General features: G+C 60.6%; 18 protein-coding genes. 13 read left to right on the forward strand and 5 right to left on the reverse strand.

Going from position 1 to position 19,126, the window contains the following annotated elements; translation table 11 throughout:
• Positions 1–189 precede the first annotated feature (189 nt).
• The gene (locus L4923_RS07020; protein WP_239363060.1) at positions 190–1,074 is read right to left on the reverse strand and encodes a transcriptional regulator GcvA; all 885 of its coding nucleotides are present in this window, start codon (positions 1,072–1,074) and stop codon (positions 190–192) included.
• A 138-nt stretch (positions 1,075–1,212) separates the two neighbouring features.
• Between L4923_RS07020 and L4923_RS07025 the strand changes: the two genes are divergently transcribed.
• From L4923_RS07025 to L4923_RS07075, 11 genes are all read left to right on the forward strand, one after another.
• Positions 1,213–1,440, forward strand: coding sequence for a hypothetical protein (locus L4923_RS07025; RefSeq protein WP_239363061.1), 228 nt, complete (start codon positions 1,213–1,215; stop codon positions 1,438–1,440).
• Positions 1,441–1,475: 35 nt separating this feature from the next.
• On the forward strand, positions 1,476–1,928 hold the full coding sequence (locus tag L4923_RS07030) for a VOC family protein (protein ID WP_239363062.1): 453 nt from the start codon (positions 1,476–1,478) through the stop codon (positions 1,926–1,928).
• Between the two features lie 2 nt (positions 1,929–1,930).
• Positions 1,931–2,299, forward strand: a complete 369-nt coding sequence (locus tag L4923_RS07035; protein WP_239363063.1) for a nuclear transport factor 2 family protein — start codon at positions 1,931–1,933, stop codon at positions 2,297–2,299.
• A 470-nt stretch (positions 2,300–2,769) separates the two neighbouring features.
• Positions 2,770–4,647: a sigma-54-dependent Fis family transcriptional regulator gene (locus tag L4923_RS07040; protein WP_239363213.1), complete on the forward strand. Its 1,878-nt coding sequence runs from the start codon at positions 2,770–2,772 to the stop codon at positions 4,645–4,647.
• A 145-nt stretch (positions 4,648–4,792) separates the two neighbouring features.
• On the forward strand, positions 4,793–5,581 hold the full coding sequence (locus L4923_RS07045; RefSeq protein ID WP_239363064.1) for an SDR family NAD(P)-dependent oxidoreductase: 789 nt from the start codon (positions 4,793–4,795) through the stop codon (positions 5,579–5,581).
• A gap of 21 nt (positions 5,582–5,602) precedes the next feature.
• Positions 5,603–6,679: a 2,3-butanediol dehydrogenase gene (locus L4923_RS07050; RefSeq protein WP_239363065.1), complete on the forward strand. Its 1,077-nt coding sequence runs from the start codon at positions 5,603–5,605 to the stop codon at positions 6,677–6,679.
• A gap of 73 nt (positions 6,680–6,752) precedes the next feature.
• Positions 6,753–8,555, forward strand: coding sequence for an NAD(P)/FAD-dependent oxidoreductase (locus L4923_RS07055; RefSeq protein ID WP_239363066.1), 1,803 nt, complete (start codon positions 6,753–6,755; stop codon positions 8,553–8,555).
• Positions 8,556–8,893: 338 nt separating this feature from the next.
• A complete protein-coding gene (locus L4923_RS07060; protein ID WP_239363067.1) occupies positions 8,894–9,856 on the forward strand; it encodes a helix-turn-helix domain-containing protein in 963 nt (320 codons plus the stop codon).
• Positions 9,857–9,995: 139 nt separating this feature from the next.
• Entirely contained in the window at positions 9,996–11,513 is a 1,518-nt protein-coding gene (gene adh / locus L4923_RS07065) for an aldehyde dehydrogenase (RefSeq protein ID WP_239363069.1), read from the forward strand.
• A 111-nt stretch (positions 11,514–11,624) separates the two neighbouring features.
• Positions 11,625–12,002, forward strand: coding sequence for a DUF779 domain-containing protein (locus L4923_RS07070; protein ID WP_239363071.1), 378 nt, complete (start codon positions 11,625–11,627; stop codon positions 12,000–12,002).
• Between the two features lie 123 nt (positions 12,003–12,125).
• Complete coding sequence (locus L4923_RS07075; protein WP_239363073.1) at positions 12,126–12,500, forward strand: GFA family protein; 375 nt, start codon at positions 12,126–12,128, stop codon at positions 12,498–12,500.
• 51 nt (positions 12,501–12,551) lie between these two features.
• Here the strand turns inward: L4923_RS07075 and L4923_RS07080 are convergent, their stop codons facing one another.
• On the reverse strand, positions 12,552–14,051 hold the full coding sequence (locus L4923_RS07080; RefSeq protein ID WP_239363075.1) for a winged helix-turn-helix domain-containing tetratricopeptide repeat protein: 1,500 nt from the start codon (positions 14,049–14,051) through the stop codon (positions 12,552–12,554).
• A 150-nt stretch (positions 14,052–14,201) separates the two neighbouring features.
• Between L4923_RS07080 and plsY the strand changes: the two genes are divergently transcribed.
• Positions 14,202–14,864 carry a glycerol-3-phosphate 1-O-acyltransferase PlsY gene (gene plsY, locus L4923_RS07085; RefSeq protein ID WP_239363215.1) on the forward strand — a complete coding sequence of 221 codons (663 nt, stop codon included), beginning with the start codon at positions 14,202–14,204 and terminating at the stop codon, positions 14,862–14,864.
• A gap of 28 nt (positions 14,865–14,892) precedes the next feature.
• On the opposite strand, the gene L4923_RS07090 is transcribed toward plsY, so the two are convergent.
• Complete coding sequence (locus tag L4923_RS07090; protein ID WP_239363076.1) at positions 14,893–15,804, reverse strand: agmatinase; 912 nt, start codon at positions 15,802–15,804, stop codon at positions 14,893–14,895.
• 202 nt (positions 15,805–16,006) lie between these two features.
• Here L4923_RS07090 and L4923_RS07095 point away from each other — a divergent pair, with 202 nt between their 5' ends.
• Positions 16,007–16,255, forward strand: coding sequence for a DUF1127 domain-containing protein (locus L4923_RS07095; protein WP_239363077.1), 249 nt, complete (start codon positions 16,007–16,009; stop codon positions 16,253–16,255).
• A 69-nt stretch (positions 16,256–16,324) separates the two neighbouring features.
• On the opposite strand, the gene L4923_RS07100 is transcribed toward L4923_RS07095, so the two are convergent.
• Both L4923_RS07100 and L4923_RS07105 read right to left on the reverse strand, forming a co-directional pair.
• Entirely contained in the window at positions 16,325–17,962 is a 1,638-nt protein-coding gene (locus L4923_RS07100; protein ID WP_239363216.1) for an ABC transporter substrate-binding protein, read from the reverse strand.
• A 183-nt stretch (positions 17,963–18,145) separates the two neighbouring features.
• Positions 18,146–19,093: an alpha/beta hydrolase fold domain-containing protein gene (locus L4923_RS07105; RefSeq protein WP_239363078.1), complete on the reverse strand. Its 948-nt coding sequence runs from the start codon at positions 19,091–19,093 to the stop codon at positions 18,146–18,148.
• Positions 19,094–19,126: the final 33 nt, after the last annotated feature.

Here is a 19,126-nt window from a genome sequence, read left to right on the forward strand (position 1 = left end):
AGACTCACGAATTTCCATGCATGAGAGGCAATTCGGTTGTCGAGATTTGACAATGCGAGCGAAGAAGAGACGGTACAGGACATTCTGGGCACCGATCCGGCACGAGAAACGAGTCGGGCCCTCAGAGCGGTCCGCAGCCACCTGGACCGGGCACATTGGAGGCGCGTTCAGACGCTGACACCCCGGGGGTCAGGCAGCCATTTCCGCAAACAGCCAGTCGCGAAACGCCTTGACCTTCTTCTGTCTCAAGGCGCCTTCGGGATAGACCACATAGTAGCTCCATCTCGATTTGAGGGAGATATCGAAGGGACGCACCAACCTCCCTGCTGCCAAATCCGCTGAGACGAGCGCACTTCTGCCGAGAAGAACCCCCTCACCGTACACGGCCGCCTCGACCGCGTAGACGGCGGAGTCGAATTTCACGCCACCGTCCGGCTTGATGTCATCGATACCAACTTCGTGGAACCACTTCTCCCAACCGAGTTGAAAATTGTCATGGATGAGTCTGTGGTGTCGAAGATCGGCTGGCGTGCGCAACGGGTGTTTGCCTTCGAGCAATGAAGGGCTGCAGACAGGTGAAACGTCCTCGTCAGCCAGAAATTCTGAAACCACGCCCTGATAGTCGCCCATGCCATAGCGAATGGCGATGTCGATCCCATCCCTGATGAAGTCGGCATGCACACCCGATGTAGACAGGCGCACATCGAGATCCGGATGCGCGCTGTGAAAGCGGTGCAACCGCGGAACAAGCCAGCGGCCTGCAAAGCCGTCGGACGTACTGACCGTGAGGACACCCGCCGCCCTTGATGCCGAAGCGGCCATCGTCGCAGCAGCAATGCGGTCCAGCGCCGGACCGATCTCGGCAACATACGCGGCACCCTGAGGCGTGAGTCGCACCGAGCGCGTGTGCCGTTCAAACAACCGGGTGCCCAAAACCTCCTCCAGGTTCCGGATCGCACGACTGACGGCCGCGTGTGTCACGAGGAGTTCATCGGCAGCCTTGGTAAAGCTCAAATGACGTGCCGCCGCGTCAAAAGCGGGAAGAGCGGTCAAGGGTGGCAGCTTACGAGCCATCGCATTTGAAACTTTTGCTTACAAATTTCGAAGAATTAGTCGTTTGTCGTCCGAGCCCGAATTGCACATGCTTATCCCGCGAAATCAAGCGATTTCCACCCCTTGGACAACCCAACGAACTCCGGGAAGAGCCCTAAGATGACAAACATTTACGCACTTACACCCTCGCAATCTCCCGTATTGGCCGACTTCGCGGAAACGATCGCCGCCGCATGCAACCGGCTCGTAGCCGCTGCCAATGACCTGTTCGTCAAATTGCATGATCGCCAGGCGATGAAGCGCCTCGAACGCTTCTCCGGCCACCGGCTTCAGGATGTCGGCTTCCAACGTGAGTGGGATGGCTCGATCCAGCCACTCAACCGCTGATCGGCCCGAAATGCCCTGACAGAAAGGTCAACGCCATGAAAATCTACCCGCACCTCTGGTTCAAAGGCCGAGCCGAAGAAGCCATGGAGTTCTACCGGTCGGTATTCAAGGACTCTAAGACTTTGAGCCAAACCAAGTTGCCCGATCCGGAACTGTCGGTTGTCCGCTTCGAGCTGGCCGGAATCCCGATCCAAGCCCTCAATGCCGGCTCGCATGTCACCTACAACGAAGCCTTTTCGTTTCTGGTCGAGACCGGCGACCAGGCAGAAACCGACTACTACTGGAATGCGCTGATAGCCGACGGCGGCCGGGAGCAGCCCTGCGGCTGGCTGACGGACAAGTTCGGCGTCTATTGGCAGGTCACGCCGACGATCCTGCTCGAAATGATTGCCGACAAGGACCGGGCCAAAGCCGAGCGCGCCATGCAGGCCATGTACAAGATGAAGAAGATCATCATCGCCGATCTCGAGCAGGCATATAGGGGGTAGTGATGGACTACGAGCTTGTTGAAAATTGCAGGCGGCTGGACGAGGCCGCGCGCAATGATCCCGATGTCCTGCGCTCGCTCTATTCCGATGACTTTCTGCTCTATCGGCTCGACAGCAGTGGCGAAACCCTGGTGCTGGACAAGCAGACGGTGATTTCGTTCTTGGCGGGACAACGTGACAATGACGCGTCGTCGCAAGAGGGGAACACCGTTGAATACCTGCATGCCAGCAAGAGCGGCGACGTCGGCATGGTCGTCGGAAAGCGTACCATGCAAGCCAATCAGAATCCGGTCGAACTGATCTTCAGCCAGGTTTGGCGGCGCAAGAAGGGCGGTTGGCAGATGATCCGCGAATCCGTCTACGCGCAATGACCGATCGGCAGGGGCGACGCCAGGCCGATCCCGCGAGATGAAGAAGACCCGCTCGCCAACGGAACGGTCTTTGTTGCCCGAGGCGGAACTCGATCCATGGCCGCCGGGGTCCGTCCATCGCGGTCTATCCGGGCAGTTCCGAACAAAAAACCTTACCGATCTCACGGTGAGAAGCCCCGGCAAGGGAACCATCCAGCGCCCGTCGCAACCAGCGCATTCCCGCATGCCGCAGCTCGGCCGGAAGGAGCCTCGGTAAAAGCCGGCCAGTCTGCCTCAGGGGATTCAAGACTGCGGTTGTTCCAGACGTTCTTTTGTCCCCTCTGCAAGCCAGAGAGTTCGGAAGTCGGTCGGATCGGTTCCAGGATGATGCTGGCCAGCCGACCGTAAGAAGCATTTACATTTTTCCGGCTTGATGCCCTGATGGGCAAAGGAGGAAGAGGAGGATGGCCGCAAAGCGGCCATGCGGCTTGATGGTTCCACGCTCCGATCACATCCGTGAGATCGAGAATGTCGGCATGGGGGTGGCGACCGGGCGCGACGAGGTTGTCGTGCAGTCCTGGTTGCGTTGCCTGGAGCAGCACCGGCTCGATCCGGCGCAGAATTGCGAGGCCTTCATCGTCCCCGAGCACAAGCTTCGCGAGCACCGACAACAATCGGAGGAACTCATCAACATTGCCCGCTCGGGCCTGGAGCACCTCTTCCAGCAGGTGGCGGGGCAGAATTACGTGCTGCTTCTGTCTGACCGACAGGGCGTGACGGTCGAGTTCCTGGGCGATCCATTATTCGACAACAATCTGCGCAAAGCAGGCCTCTACATGGGCTCCGAATGGTCAGAGGGGCGCGCCGGTACCTGTGCCGTCGGCGCATGCCTTGAGACGGGCGAGGCGCTGACCATTCATCAGACCGATCATTTCGACAACACGCACACGCCGCTTTCCTGCACGGCAGCGCCCATCTACGACATGCGCGGATCGCTGAACGCCGTGCTCGACATCTCGCTTCTGAGCTCGCCCATTCTCAAGGCCAGCCAGAATCTCGCCCTGCATCTGGTGAACGCTACGGCACGGCGCATCGAGCTTGCAAACCTGATGGCCAATACACGCCATGAATGGGTCCTGCGTTTCGCGCGCTCACCCGAATTTCTGGACGTCGATCCGGAAGCTGCCATTTCCATCGACCCCAATGGCAGGGTGATCGGCATGACCCATGGCGGCGCAAAGCTTCTTGCCCGTGCCTCGGGGCTCGACTGGAGGCAGCCCGACACACTGCTCGGCCAGCCGCTTTCGCTGTTTTTCGACACGGACATAGACAGCCTTCCGGATTTGACCCGTATTCGGCCGACCGAGGAACGGGTTCTTTTCGCACGGGACGGCAATGCGCTCTTTGCCCATGCGATCGAGCCCAACACGCGGGCACGGCGAGGCACAGCCGGACGGCATCAAATCCCCTCTCCGCTACGTCGACTCGGCGGCGATGAACCCGCCATCCTCGCGCTTCAGGCAAAGGCGGCGAAGCTGGCCCGGACACGCCTGCCGATCCTCATCCAGGGGGAGACGGGAACGGGCAAGGAATATCTCGCCCGTGCGCTGCATGACGGCAGCGGACTTTCGGGCCGCTTCGTTGCCGTCAATTGCGCGGCGATCCCCGAGCAGCTGATCGAAAGCGAATTGTTCGGCCATGTTCCCGGTGCGTTTACCGGCGCCTCAACCAAGGGGCGCAAGGGGCTGATCGAACAGGCAGATGGCGGCACGCTGTTCCTCGACGAGATCGGCGACATGCCCTACACGCTGCAAAGCCGCCTTCTGCGGGTACTGGCCGAACAGGAGGTACTGCCCGTGGGGGCATCCGAACCCCGGCCGGTGCGCGTGCGCATTGTCTCGGCGTCGCACCACTCCCTGCCCGAAGCGGTGCGTGAGGGCCGCTTTCGCGAGGATCTTTATTACAGGCTCAATGCAGCGACCATCGCGCTTCCGCCATTGCGCGAGAGGTCAGACTTCGACTGGCTTCTCGAACGTGTCCTCAAACGCCATGCGAGCGAAGGCCACAATCCAACCCTGTCAAGAGCGGCCATTCAGGCGCTGAAAGCCCATTCCTGGCCCGGCAACATCCGCGAACTCGATAATGTCATCGCTGTAGCGACCGCGCTTTGCGAACAGGGCCATATAGAGCTCGCGGACCTGCCCGAGCATCTTTCATGCGATGAAGAAACCGATGCGGATGCGCAGGCACTCAGGCAATTGCTCGTGGCTTGCGACTGGAATGTTTCGGAAGCCGCGCGCAGGCTCGGCCTCGACCGGTCGACGGTGCACCGGCGCTTGAAGCGGCACGGCATTTCCCAGCCGCACTGAAGCGCAACAGCTGTTGCGCCACACCTGTTGCGTTGCAGCGGCGCGCTGCAACAGACTTGCCGGCCAAGCCCTTGATTTCCCTCCTCCGATCTGTTGGCACGCGCCTTGCATCCCTGTCGTTCAACAACAATGACAGGAGGAAAATGTGTCCAGGGACCTTGAAGGGCGTTCCATCATCGTCACCGGCGCGGGCCGGGGCATCGGCGAGACCATGGCGCGCGGGCTGGCCGCTCAGGGCGGCGCACTGGTGATTGCCGACATCAATGGCGAGGCCGCCGAAGCCGTTGCCTCAGGCATTCGCGATAGTGGCGGCAAAGCCGTCGGCGTGAGCGCCGACGTCTCGGACCGTGAGAGCGTCAAGGGCATGATCGCCAAAGCCGTCGAAGCCAACGGCAGGCTCGATGTCATCTTCAACAATGCCGGCATCGCCCAGACGAAGCCATTCCTCTCAATCAGCGACGAGGACTGGCGTCGGGTGATGGATGTCAACGGGCTTGGTGTTCTGATCTGCATGCAGGAGGCTATCCGCCAGATGATCGCACAGGGCCGGGGCGGCAAAATCATCAACACCGCGTCGATTGCGGGTAAGCAGGGCTACGAGCCGCTCGCCCATTATTCCGCCAGCAAGTTCGCCGTCGTCGCCCTGACACAAGCCGCCGCCCGCGCTTTCGGCAAGGACCAGATCAACGTCAATGCCATCTGTCCCGGCGTCGTGGCGACCGACATGTGGAAGGTGATCGACAAGGGCTTTGTCGATGAAGGACTGACACAACGCGACAACCAGGCTTTCGAGACCTTCTCCGCTGACATTCTTCTCGGCCGTCCGTCCAAGTCCGACGACCTCGTCGGGGTTGCCTGTTTCCTCGCCTCCTCCGCCTCCGACTACATGACCGGCCAGAGCCTGGTGGTCGACGGCGGCATGGTTCTCATCTGACGGTATCGAAGGACAGACACGATGAAAGCACTGCGTTTTCACGCGGCAAAGGATTTGCGCGTCGAGGATATCGGCAAGCCTGCCGCCCAGCCCCCTGCCGGCCAGGTTCTGGTGCGCAACCGCTTCGTAGGCATCTGCGGGACCGATCTGCATGAATATGCCTATGGCCCGATCTTCATTCCCACCGAGCCGCATCCCTTCACAGGGGCACATGGCCCCCAGATCCTCGGACATGAATTCGGCGGCGTCGTCGAGGCTGTCGGCGAGGACGTCGACAATCTGGCCGTGGGCGATAGGGTGTCGGTGCAGCCGCTCATCATGCCGCGCTCCGGGGACTACTACGCCGATCGCGGCCTTTTCCACCTGAGCACGGACCTCGCATTGGCTGGTCTCAGCTGGCAATGGGGCGGCATGGCAGAATACGCCACGCTCAACGCCTACAACGTCCAGAAGATACCCGACGAAATGAGCGACGAAGAGGCCGCACTCGTCGAACCTACGGCGGTCGCCGTCTATGCCTGCGACCGCGGGGGCGTGACGGCCGGCAACAGCGTGCTTGTCACCGGCGCGGGCCCCATCGGCGTTCTCACGCTTCTTGCGGCGCGGGCAGCTGGCGCCGCACAGCTCTTCGTTTCCGACATCAATGATGCGCGCCTGGAATTCGCCCGTTCCATCCTGCCCGACGTCATTACCATCAACCCGGCCCGCGACAGTCCCGGCGAGGTGGTTCGCTCCCTGACCGAAGGCCAGGTGGGATGCGACGTGGCCATCGAATGCGTGGGCAACGAGCATGCACTGAAGGCCTGCGCGGACGCAGTCCGCAAACAGGGCGTGGTCGTGCAGACGGGACTACATCCGCACGAAAACCCGCTCGACTGGTTCCAGGTGACCTTCAAGGACATCGATATTCGGGGCTCATGGGCCTATCCGACACATTACTGGCCGCGCGTCATCCGCCTCATCGCATCCGGCCTGTTGCCGGCCAAACGGGTCGTGACCAAGCGCATCAAGCTCGACGATGCGGTCAAGGAAGGGTTCGACGCCCTGCTCGATCCCTCGGGCAGGCATCTCAAAATTCTTATCGATCTCACGGACTAACCCGAATTCCGCGCCGGGCGGCGGAGGAGGCCTACCGGCGCGGCCATCACATCAATCACATGGAGGAGACAACATGCTTGAAGACAGCCCGCATGCCAAAATCGATACAGTGCTCGGCAAGCTTGGCCGCGCGCTTGAGGTCGGCGACATCGACGCCGCCGTCAACCTGTTCCAGGCCGAATGCTACTGGCGCGATCTCGTCGCGTTCACCTGGAACCTCCGCACGATGGAAGGGCACGACCAGATCCGCGACATGCTTTCGAGCCAGTTGGCGGTCATCAAGCCTTCCCGTTTCCGGCAGGACGAGAAGGAACCGGCGAGCGGTTCGGATGGCGACACGGAAGGCTGGTTCGAATTCGAGACGGAGCTTGCACGCGGATATGGCCAAATCCGCCTCAAGAACGGTCTGATCTGGACGCTTCTCACGACCATGAGCGAGCTCAAGGGGTTTGAAGAACCGAAGGGCCTGCGCCGGCCGCTCGGTGCTGAGCACGGGCACAATCGCGATCGCAAAACCTGGAAGGAGAAGCGCGAGGCGGAAGCGGCCGAGCTTGGCTACACCACGCAGCCCTATGCGCTTATCATCGGCGGCGGACAGGGCGGCATCGCGCTTGGCGCAAGGCTGCGCCAACTCGGCGTTCCCACCATTATCGTGGAGCGCAACGAGAGGCCAGGCGACAGCTGGCGCAAGCGCTACAAGTCATTGTGCCTGCACGATCCCGTCTGGTACGATCACCTGCCCTACATTCCGTTCCCCGAGAACTGGCCGATTTTCGCGCCGAAGGACAAGATCGGCGACTGGCTGGAGATGTATACGAAGGTGATGGAACTCAACTACTGGAGTTCCACGACCTGCAAGTCCGCCTCTTACGACGAGGACAGAAAGGAATGGACCGTCGTGGTGGACCGCGGCGGCGAAGAAGTGGTGCTGCGCCCCAGGCAGCTCGTCCTGGCAACAGGCATGTCAGGCAAGCCCAACGTTCCGACCTTCAAGGGACAGGATATTTTCAAGGGCGAGCAGCAGCATTCCTCGCAACATCCCGGACCCGACGCCTACAAGGGCAAGAAGGTGGTGGTGATCGGCTCCAACAACTCCGCACACGACATCTGCGCGGCCTTGTGGGAAGGGGGTGCGGACGTGACGATGCTGCAGCGCTCGTCCACCCACATCGTGCGCTCGGAAACGCTGATGGATATCGGCCTCGGCGACCTCTATTCCGAACGCGCCGTCGCCAGCGGCATGACCACGCGCAAGGCGGACCTGATCTTCGCCTCCCTGCCCTACCGGATCATGCACGAGTTCCAGATCCCGCTCTATGACAAGATGCGCGAGCGGGATGCGAAATTCTATGCCGATCTGGAGGCAACGGGCTTCATGCTCGACTGGGGCGCCGACGGCTCCGGCCTGTTCATGAAATATCTCAGGCGGGGCTCAGGCTACTATATCGACGTCGGCGCGTGCGACCTCGTCATCGACGGCAGCATCAAGCTGAAATCCGGCAGCGGTGTGAGCCACCTCACCGAAGACGCGGTCGTCCTGGAAGATGGCACGGAGCTTCCCGCCGATCTCGTAATCTACGCGACTGGCTACGGCTCGATGAACGGCTGGGCTGCCGACCTCATTTCAAAAGAGGTGGCCGACAAGGTGGGCAAATGCTGGGGGCTCGGCTCCGACACGCCCAAGGACCCCGGCCCATGGGAAGGCGAACAGCGCAACATGTGGAAGCCCACGCAGCAGGAAGCGCTGTGGTTCCATGGCGGTAACCTGCATCAATCGCGCCACTACTCGCAGTATCTATCGCTGCAGATCAAGGCGCGAATGGAAGGGCTGACCACCCCCGTTTACGGGCTCCAGGAACGGCATCACCTGTCCTGATCCATCCAAGCGGCCGGTCGCAGCCTGTGGGGCGCCCGGCCGTCCAATCGCAACCTCCCATGGTTCCAGCGCCGCAGACCGCTCGCGCAGCTCAGCTCAGGCAAACATAGAGCGTTTCCGTTTTTCACGGAAACGCGGAAACGCTCTAAGTTTTTGTTTCGTCGCATTTTTGTAACGCCAAGTGATTCCACTTGGCTACAAAATGCTCTAGCCAAATCTGCGCGCCAGACCCTTCGCCTAAGGGCCAATTGACCCGGTCTGCGCGCCCGATACCAATGGACTGGAGAAAAATGAAAGCGTGAGCCCGCTGTCGCGCCGGCACCGATGAAGAAAAGCGGATGAACAGTCTAGCGACAGACCATGTGAACCGTATCCACGCGGCTCTCGATACGAGCGAAGCCGCGAGGTCGGCTTTGGTCGCATCCTGGCGGCGTTCGTCTAGTCTACATCAGCTCGACCCTGCCGAACGGAACTCACCGAGGCGAGTCACGGACGGCGAACTGCGCATTGCCCGGCAAGGTCTTGAGCGTCTCATCTATGCAGCCCAACCAAGTCTCGACCGTCTCTACCTGGCGATCGGCGGTGTTGGCTGTTGCGTGGTCCTTGCCGACCGGAACGGTGTGTCGGTGGACAGACGCGGAGCCGTCCACGACGACGATACGTTCCGCGAATTGGGACTGTGGACCGGATCGGTATGGAGCGAAGAGAGCGAAGGCACCAACGGGATTGGTACGTGTCTGGTCGAACAGCGGGCGGTCAGCATCCATCGGAACCAACACTTCTTTGCACGCAACACCGCGCTGTCTTGCGTGAGCGCGCCGATCTACGACCATGAAGGCAATCTTGCTGCAGCGCTCGACATATCTTCGTGCACGGCCGATGTAACGGAGAATTTCATCAATCTCATCGGTCTCGCGGTGCGCGAAACCGCACGTCGGATTGAAGCCGACAATTTCCGCCTTGCCTTTCCCGCTGCTCGCATCCAGTTGTCCCCGGCCGCTGAGGCGCACCCGGGCGCACTGGTGGCAATCGACGCTGACGACATGATCGTGGGTGCAACCCGGCAAGCGCGCCTCGCCCATGGCATCTCTGACGGTGCCCTGGAGAGACGCCAGTTAGTGGCTGATATGCTCGGTAGCGAACCTCCCGCCGAAGACCTCAGCGAGGCTGAACGGGCCGCACTTCACCGCGCCTTGGCTCGCTGCGATGGGAACGTTTCGGCGGCAGCCCAGATGCTCGGTATCTCGCGCGCCACGCTGTATCGCAAGCTGGCTCGCTATCAAATCCGCTATCGCCCCTGAATTCGGCAATAGCAGACTGTCGCAGAATTGCGACAATTCAAACCGCCTCTCGTTTCCTCCAGGGCTGACAAGACAACGGGCATGGCGGAGCCTGCAGGGCGGGCGCCGCATGGGGCGATGCCCTTTTCGGGAGGAAGAAATGAACAAGGTTGAATTCTCGCGCGCGGCCAAAATTCCCTTCGCCAAACGCTACGACAACTATATCGGCGGCCAGTGGGTCGCTCCAAAATCGGGCAGATATTTTGAAAACATCTCACCGGTGACAGGGCGACCTCTCGGCGAAATCGCGCGCTCGGACGCCGCTGACATCGAGGCAGCACTCGACGCCGCTCACAAGGCAAAGGATTCCTGGGGCCGGACTGCGCCCGCCAATCGCGCATTGATCCTGAATCGCATCGCCGACAGAATGGAAGAAAATCTCGACCTGCTGGCGCTGGCCGAAACCTGGGACAACGGCAAGCCAATTCGGGAGACGACCGCAGCGGACGTTCCATTGGCGATCGACCATTTCCGCTATTTCGCGGGCGTGCTGCGCGGTCAGGAAGGCTCCATCTCGGAGATCGATTCCGATACGATCGCGTATCACTTTCACGAGCCACTGGGAGTTGTCGGCCAGATCATTCCATGGAACTTCCCACTGCTGATGGCTTGCTGGAAATTGGCACCCGCATTGGCTGCCGGCAATTGTGTGGTGCTGAAGCCCGCTGAACAGACACCCGCTACCATTATGCTGTGGGCCGATCTGGTAGGCGACCTCTTGCCCGAAGGCGTACTCAATATCGTGAACGGCTTCGGTCTCGAAGCGGGAAAACCGCTGGCGTCCAGCCCTCGTATCGCCAAAATTGCGTTCACCGGCGAGACCACGACAGGCCGGCTCATCATGCAGTACGCCTCGCAGAATCTCATCCCTGTGACGCTCGAGCTGGGTGGCAAGAGCCCGAACATTTTCTTCCAGGACGTCACGGCAGAAGACGATGATTTCTTCGACAAGGCGATCGAAGGGTTCGTCATGTTCGCGCTGAACCAAGGCGAAGTCTGCACCTGCCCCAGCCGAGCACTTGTGCACGAGAAGATTTATGACAAGTTTATCGAGCGCGCCGTCAAGCGCACCGAGGCGATCATCCAGGGCGATCCGCTGGATTCGGCCACAATGATCGGCGCCCAGGCTTCTTCGGAGCAACTGGAGAAGATCCTCTCCTATATCGACATCGGCAAGCAGGAAGGTGCCGCCGTGCTGACCGGCGGCGGGCAAAATCACCTGCCCGGTGACCTGGCAGGCGGTTACTACGTCAAGCCAACCATCTTCAGAGGGCACAACAAGATGCGCATCTTCCAGGAAGAGATTTTCGGGCCGGTCGTGTCCGTAACAACCTTCAGGGATGAGGATGAAGCCCTCTCAATTGCCAACGACACGCTCTACGGCCTGGGAGCTGGCGTATGGACTCGCGACGGCAATCGCGCTTACCGCTTCGGCCGTGCTATCCAGGCGGGCCGGGTGTGGACCAACTGCTACCATGCATATCCCGCTCATGCGGCCTTCGGTGGCTACAAGCAATCGGGCATCGGTCGTGAGACCCATAAGATGATGCTCGACCACTATCAGCAGACGAAGAATCTTCTGGTGAGCTACAGCCCCAAAAAGCTCGGGTTCTTTTGACATGACCTGCCGGCCCTCCTGATTGCGGTGGGCCGGTCACTCTCTGGAAAAGCTGCAGATCACCTGCGCCGCACAGCGCGAGCGGCGCTGATATCGTCGACGGGGCCTTCAATGTCCGAACGTATTTCCCTGAACAAAGTATCCGCCACAGAGGATGCGTTGAAGCTGCTCGCGGAAATCATCGCTGATCACGGGCCGGTTCTGTTTCACCAATCGGGGGGATGCTGCGATGGCTCGTCACCGATGTGTTACCCACGAGGAGACTACATCGTCGGTGACCGTGACGTGCTCCTGGGGATAATCGGCGATACACCGGTCTATATCAGTGAGACACAATACGAAGCATGGAAGCACACCGATCTTATCCTCGACGTCGTGTCTGGTCGCGGCGGCATGTTTTCATTGGACAATGGCCGCGAGAAACGCTTCCTCACCCGTTCCGTTGTTTGTACCCTATCTTCGCATGTCGCTGTTGCGAAAACAGGCTGAAACCGCCACCGACAGCAAGGAAGTTTGCTGCATAGGTTGCCGCAGTCATGGCATAGGATAGGTTCACGTGCTTAGGCGCTGTACGCCCAAAAGCAACGGCAGATCGGATAGGCTTCCTCAGCAATGACAACACTACGTTCTGGCGGCTGCGCATGCGGCAAGGTTCGTTATTCTGTATCAGGCGATCCGTTACGCGTGGGAATTTGCCATTGCACCGACTGCAGGCGCACCAGCGGATCGGCCTTCACCTTCTACGGAATCTGGCCGCTGGCGGCATTCCGATGCGAGGGAGAGACTTCGCGTTACAAGGACCGCAGTTTCTGCCCGGCCTGCGGCAGCCACGTCTTCGCCCTCAACGACACCGAGGCTGAGATCATGGCCGGCACGCTTGATGAGGCGCCATCCGATCTTGCCCCTCAATATGAGCTCTGGACACCACGGCGAGAGCCCTGGTTGCAGGCTCTGCACGGAGCCGATCAGTTTCAAGGCAACCGCTGATATGTTGAAGCGGGTTCGTCGACAAAAACCACTCATGACGCTCGCCGCGATTCAGCCGGGAAGGCCTGCCTTACGAAAACCTTCGACGAAATGCTCCAGCGTGGCGTCGTCGCGGAATGGCTCCGTCGCAACCCAATGGCTGATGGTGAAATGCGGATTGCCGATCAGAAACAGCTCGACTTCCGCGCGTGCCTCATCGAGCCGTCCCAATTGCGCAAGACTTGCTGCCAGAAAGCGGCGTGAGCTCGTGCGATAGGTTTCATCCCTGCGTAACGTCTCGATGGCGGCTTCATAATCTCTGGCTGCGTATTGCGCCTGGCCAAGCGTCAGATAGTACCCGCTCGTCGGAAACGGATTCAGCCGGAATGCCCTGCGGATGTGGTCGAGGCCTTTTTCAACCTGTCCGGCCAGGACCGCGATGTCGGACAACGCCATCCATGTGTCGGCTTCATTGGGGTCGAGTTCGATCGCCTTGGCAAATTCCGCCTCCGCTCCCTCGAAGTCGCGCTCATAAGCCAGCAGATACGCCAAAACCCAGCGGCACCCGGCATTGGCGGGATCGATCGCAACAGCCTTGCGCGCCATATCCAAGGCAACGTTGCGGTTCTCTTCCGTGGGCCCGCCCCAGTGCACCCATCCCATCCAATGGTTCATGGCCAGCCAGCGATAGGCCTCGGCATAATCCGGATCGAGCGAAACCGCACGCGCCAGCATCAGGTGCACTTCCCGCGCCATCTGCGGAGAATCATCCATCAGCTTGCGCGCCCGCATGCAAAGGTCATACGCTTCCGCATTCTTCGGCCGATTGCGCGGCTGCGGTGCGCGCAGCCGGCCAAGCAACGCCTCGACGATCTTGGCCGTCACCTCGTCCTGAACGGCAAAAACATCTTCGAAACTTCGATCGAAGCGTTCTGCCCAAAGCTGCTCTCCGCTCACCGCATCGACCAGTTGGGCGTTGATGCGCACACGTCCGGCAGCTCGTCGCGCGCTGCCCTCGAGCAGGTAGCGCACGCCAAGATCCTGCGCGATGGCGCGCACGTCGGTTGCCTTTCCCTTGTAGGCAAAAGCCGAGTTGCGCGCGATGACGAACAGGCCGGAGACCCGGGAGAGATCCGTGATCAGGTCCTCGGTCAGCCCGTCCGCGAACGATTCCTGCTCGGGATCGTTGCTGATATTCACGAAAGGCAGCACGGCAATGGAAGGTTTGCCCGGCAGCGACAAGGGCTTGCGCTGGGCATTGTCGCGTTGTTCGACGATGCCTGAAAAGCGGTAGCCGACGCGCGGTACCGTGACGATCCATTCGTCGTCGGAGCCCAGCAACTTCCTGAGTTGCGCAATCTGCACGGTGAGATTGCCTTCCTCGACGGCGGTACCCGGCCAGGCCGCATCCATCAGCTCGGCCTTGCTCAGGATTTCACCAGGCCGTGCGACAAATGCCGCGAGCAGCTTCAAGCCGCGATACCCGGCCGCAACGGGAACATCGTTCCGGGTCAGCGTCCCCGCCTCCGGATCAAGCACGAACGGACCAAAGGCAAAGCGCGATCCCTGCATGGCGCATCCTTAGGGCTTTTCATGCTCGGAGGAAACTGTGCTGCTCGGGGCGGATTGGGAGCGGAAGCCTCTCCGGGCCGCATTTGATCGATCATGGCAGTGATGATCAAATCATCTCAGCACGAAGATCGAGCATCGAGGTTATTTGTCATGGCTTATTGGGCTGCGAATGCGGTTGGATTGGCAATTGCCTATCTTCTTGGTTCCATTCCCACAGGCTATCTCGCGGGCAGACTCCTCAAGGGCATCGACATCCGGGAGCACGGCTCCAAATCCACCGGGGCAACGAATGTCCTTAGAACGCTCGGAAAATGGCCAGCTTTGGCGGTCCTGCTGGTCGATGTGCTGAAAGGCGTTACAGCCGTCGTCTTTGCCCGCTGGTGGTCCATTGGGTTCTCCTCATGGCTCGTCGGCAGCTCGCCATCGACAGCTGAGCCGCAGGGTTTGGAGTTTTGGATTGTCTGTCTGGCCGGGCTTGCCGCGTTATCGGGGCATGGCCGGTCGATTTGGCTGAATTTCACCGGCGGCAAGTCGGCGGCGACGGGGCTCGGTGTATTGCTGGCGGTGTCTTGGCCGGTTGGCTTGGGGGCTGCCGGGGTTTTTGGGCTCACGCTGGCCTCATCAAGGATTGTATCCCTGAGTTCGATGCTTGCGGCATTGATGGCTATCGCCCTCGTCTGCGTCCTGGAACAACCGCTCCCTTATCGGTTACTGGTAATCGCGGGAGGCATGTACGTGATTGCGCGCCACCGAGCCAACATTCAGCGATTGCTATCAGGAACAGAGCCACGCCTGGGGCAAAGCAGTTTTTGATGATGGTCCCCGCAAGCGAAGAAAGAACTCAATCCTGCCTGACGATAGCACCGATCGTATTGGCCAGCAGGCGTGACGCAGTCAACGCCGTCAAGCCATCAATGTCAGCCGGAGGATAAAATTCGACAAGATCGAACCCAATGATCTTAGCGCGCTGGCCAACGCCACCAATCAGATCGATCACCTGCGTGTAGGTCAGGCCTCCGGGTGTTCGCGCCGCCACGCCCGGCATGATGCTGGGGTCGAGGCCGTCGCAATCGAGGGTGATGATCACGCGTGCCCCTTCCGGGATATGCCGGAGAGCGGCATTGACGCCTGCAGCATGCACTTCACGAGCAGTCACGAAGCGACTGCCAAAGCCCTGTGCCGCCTCGATCTCGGCCAACCTTGCACTGCCGACGCTGCGCAGGCCGACCTGGACCATGCCGGCGACATGCGGCATCTCGCTCGCGCGGCGCATCGGGCTCGAATAGCCGTAGCGCTCGCCATGCACCTCGTCCCGCCAATCGATATGGGCGTCGATTTGCAGGATCCAGACAGGCCCGTGGTCCGCAAAGCCGGCCAGGAACGGAATGACGACGGAATCGTCGCCGCCGAGCAGGATCGGCACGGCCGGCAGCGCGAGGATCTCCCGCGTCTTCGCCTCGATCCGGGTCCGGTTGCCGGTATTGTCATGCATGGTGGTCGCAATGTCGCCGGTGTCGACGCAGCAGACGGGCTTGCCATCGAACAGCGGGCCGCCGAGATCGAAATCCCAGTTCTCGACAAGCTCGGCATCGTACAGGCTGGCGGCGCGGATCCTATCGGCAGCCGGCACATACCCGCTGCTGTCCTTGCCGGGATAGGTGCTGCCGTGACCCGCCCCAAAAATCACCGCACGGGGTATACGGTTGTCGGCGAGACGATTGGGAAGGTCGAGAAAACTTGGCGAAGCGGTCATGTCTTGATCGTCGGGATGATGGTTTGTCTTGGAACATGTGGGCCGCAACGGAATGCGACCTGCCCTTCGAGATTGCAAACTTAGCCCATTTGGAAGTTTTGAGAACTATTTGGCGGGGCTTAATTACGACGCACGCCGCATCCGGCAAAATTCAATCTCTTTCAGATTCAGGGCCCTGCCCTTCAACTGTATGGAGGTTGCCATGCATGACACCCTTTGCGTCGGCTCAGCGTCGACAAACCGGTCAAGGTCGTCCTCCCGACGGATTCCGAGCCACCGCTACAGTCTGACGACGCTGTTCAGGAACTTCGTGGCCTGGCGCCAGCGCACCCGCTTTCGCTGGGAACTCAAGCGACTGGCGAAAGACAATGCTTATCTGATCGATGACATCGGCCTGACGAAAGAGCAGGTCGAGGAAGAGATCGCCAAGCTGCCTTTCTGGCAAAGATAATGTTGCCACGGCTAAAGGAGCGCTTCAAGCGAAGTGCTCCTTTAGCCCCTCTGGCTGTTTCGAGTGCCCTTACCCTTCCAGCCACACCTTCTCGAAATGCTGCTCGAGTGCCTGATGCTGCTCGCAATTGTGCACGCCGGTGCGGAAACTGCGGTAGACCGAGCGCCAGTAGGGCTGGATGATGATGCCGGCATCGCGTAGGTTTTGCTCGATCTTGCCCATCACCTCCTGTCGCTGTTTGGCCTCGGGCATGGCCAGTGCCTTGTCCAGCAATTCATCGAACTCCTTGCTGGAATAGGCGCTTTCGTTCCAGGCTGCACCCGACCGGTAGGCAAGCGCCAACACCTGCACGCCGAGCGGCCGGCCGAGCCATTCTGTGCAGGAGAAGGGATATTTGCTCCAGTCGTTCCAGAAGGTAGCGGCGGGCAGCACCGTGCGTTTCACCTTGAGGCCAGCATCGCGCATCTGCGCCGCGATCGCATCGCCGGATGATTTCTGCCACTCGACGTCGACCGAGATCAGATCGAACTCGTGATCGCCCTTGCCGGCTTCCTGGAGCAGCGCCTTGGATTCGTCGACCTTGCGCACGGCCGGGCCGATGTCGGCATATTCGGGATGCATCGGACCGACATGGTGGTTGTCGGCAGGCTTGCCGCGGTCGTCCAGCGCGATCTTCAGCACGGCACTGTTGTCGACCGCAAGCTGCGCCGCGCGCCGCACCTTGACGTCGTCATAGGGCGCGTTGTTGACGTTGAAGCGCGCGACGATTGTCGAACCGGTCGCGATTTCCGATTGGCCAAGTCCGATCGACTCGGTCTGCGACAGGATATCGGCGGACGTCTCGTGATTGGTATCGATCTCGCCGGATTCGAAAGCCGACAACATCGGGCTCGGGTCGGAGCCATAGTCGACCCATTTGATGCCGTCGAGATAGACCTCACCCTTCCACCATTTCTCCTTGCGCTTGACCTCGGCGCCAGTTTCGGCATCCCAGCTGACAAGCTCGAACGGGCCGGTGGTGATGGCCAGTGCCTTCTTCGGATCGCCATCGCCCTCATAGGAGCGGTGCATGATCAGAGCCGGGTAATCGGCCATGCCGGCGATCAGCGAAATGTCCGGCTTCGGCAGATTGAGACGGATAGTGTGGTCGTCCACACGTTCTATACCGCCCGGGATGGCTTTCTTGGAATTCGCATCGACCAGCGCGCCCATGCGCGCGGCCAGTGAATTGCCGGCGACATCGGCCTCACACCAGCGATTCAGATTATGGATGACGTCGTCGGCGTTGAAGGTATCGCCATTCGACCAGCTGATACCCTTGCGCACCTTCAGCGTGAGCGTCTTGGCATCATCGCTCATTTCCCAGGCTTCCAGGAGCCAAGGTTCGAAGCTGAAGTCCCGATTCCAGCGCACCAGATATTCGTTGCAGTGGCGCGCGACGTTCGACATCTCGACGCCGTCGAAAGTGCGCGGGTCCTTGAAACCCTTGACGTTCATGGCGACCCTGAGCACGCCGCCTTTCTTCGGTTCTTCGGCGCGGGCGGGTGTCGGCGCAATGCCACCGAGCGCGAAAGCTCCGGCCGCGCTCACGCCCAACGCCGCCATGGCAGCGAGGTATTCGCGCCGGTTCATCGTGCCTTCCTTGAAGTCACGCGCCGTCGGTTCGGCACGCGGGTGCAGCGGCCTGTCGGTCAACATCAGCTTGATCATGGTTTTCCCCTGCCTGACCCCGGCTTGTTCGATGGTTTTGGTGGTCGCCGGGCGTTCTTGGTAGAAGTGGAGGATAAGTCCGCGGCAGGACGAGCACTGTTCCGGTTTCGGCAAATCTTGTGCACTGTTCCGCAGCGCGGTCGTCGGAGGAGCAACGGTTCCGTGCCTGTGGCGGCGCAGTCAATACGGCCAGCGGCTCTCCCCCAGCGCGGCGAGTGCCGCGACGATATCGGCCATCGCTTCACCTGCTCGCGAAGCGGTCTTGCGCGCACGCAGGAAGCTATGTGTCAGACGCGTTTCGTTGAGCCATGCTGCCTTGCCGCCGGCGTCACGGATACGATTCCGATAGCTCTCGCCGTCCGAAGACAGCGGGTCGCATTCGGCGGTAACGATCACCGTCGGCGGCAATCCTGCAAAGTTGCTGTCCCACAACGGCTCCAGTGTCGCGTCGTCTGCCCGCCGCGCATGGCCGGTGCGCACCTGGTGGTAGAAGTCGAGATCCGCCGTCGAAAGCAGTGGAGCCTCGGTATGTTCAACATAAGACCCTGTCGAATGATCGCCACCGAGGCTGGGATAGATCAGCACCTGGCCTACCGCCGGTCTCGGCCGGTTGCGCGTGGCATGCGCTACCGTCGCGGCTAGATTTCCGCCAGCACTTTCCCCACAGAGCACGATCGGAAGTTCGCACGCAGCCGCCAGCCAATCGAAGGCCGCTACAGCATCATCGAAAGCAGCGGGATGAACGTGTTCCGGTGCCAGGCGATAGTCGATGGAGATCAAGACATAGCCGGTTTCCGCGCACAGTTCGGCGCAGATGTCGTCGTGGCTGTCCAGCCCGCCGAAGACAAAACCACCACCATGGAAATAGAGGATGGCCGCCTGCGGCAGGCGACCATCCAGCCGGTAACGGCGAAACGGGATGGCGCGATCTGCCAACGCGATCTTGCCATCCTCGGTCTCGACACCGGCAGGTCGGCCGACATGAAAGGCGGCCGCCATCTCATCGTAAAGTGCACGCTCTTGTTCGACCGGCATGTCGACGACAGCGGGGGAATGCCTGGCATTCACCCGGTCGATATAGGCCCAGTATTCCGGGTCGAGCAGTGACGCGTATTTCCCGCGGTCCATAGTTCTCTCAACTCTGTCGGGCGTCACCGCGGC

Origin of the sequence: Terribium retamae, assembly GCF_022347545.1 — a bacterium.
In the GTDB taxonomy this organism is placed as follows: domain Bacteria; phylum Pseudomonadota; class Alphaproteobacteria; order Rhizobiales; family Rhizobiaceae; genus Mesorhizobium; species Mesorhizobium retamae.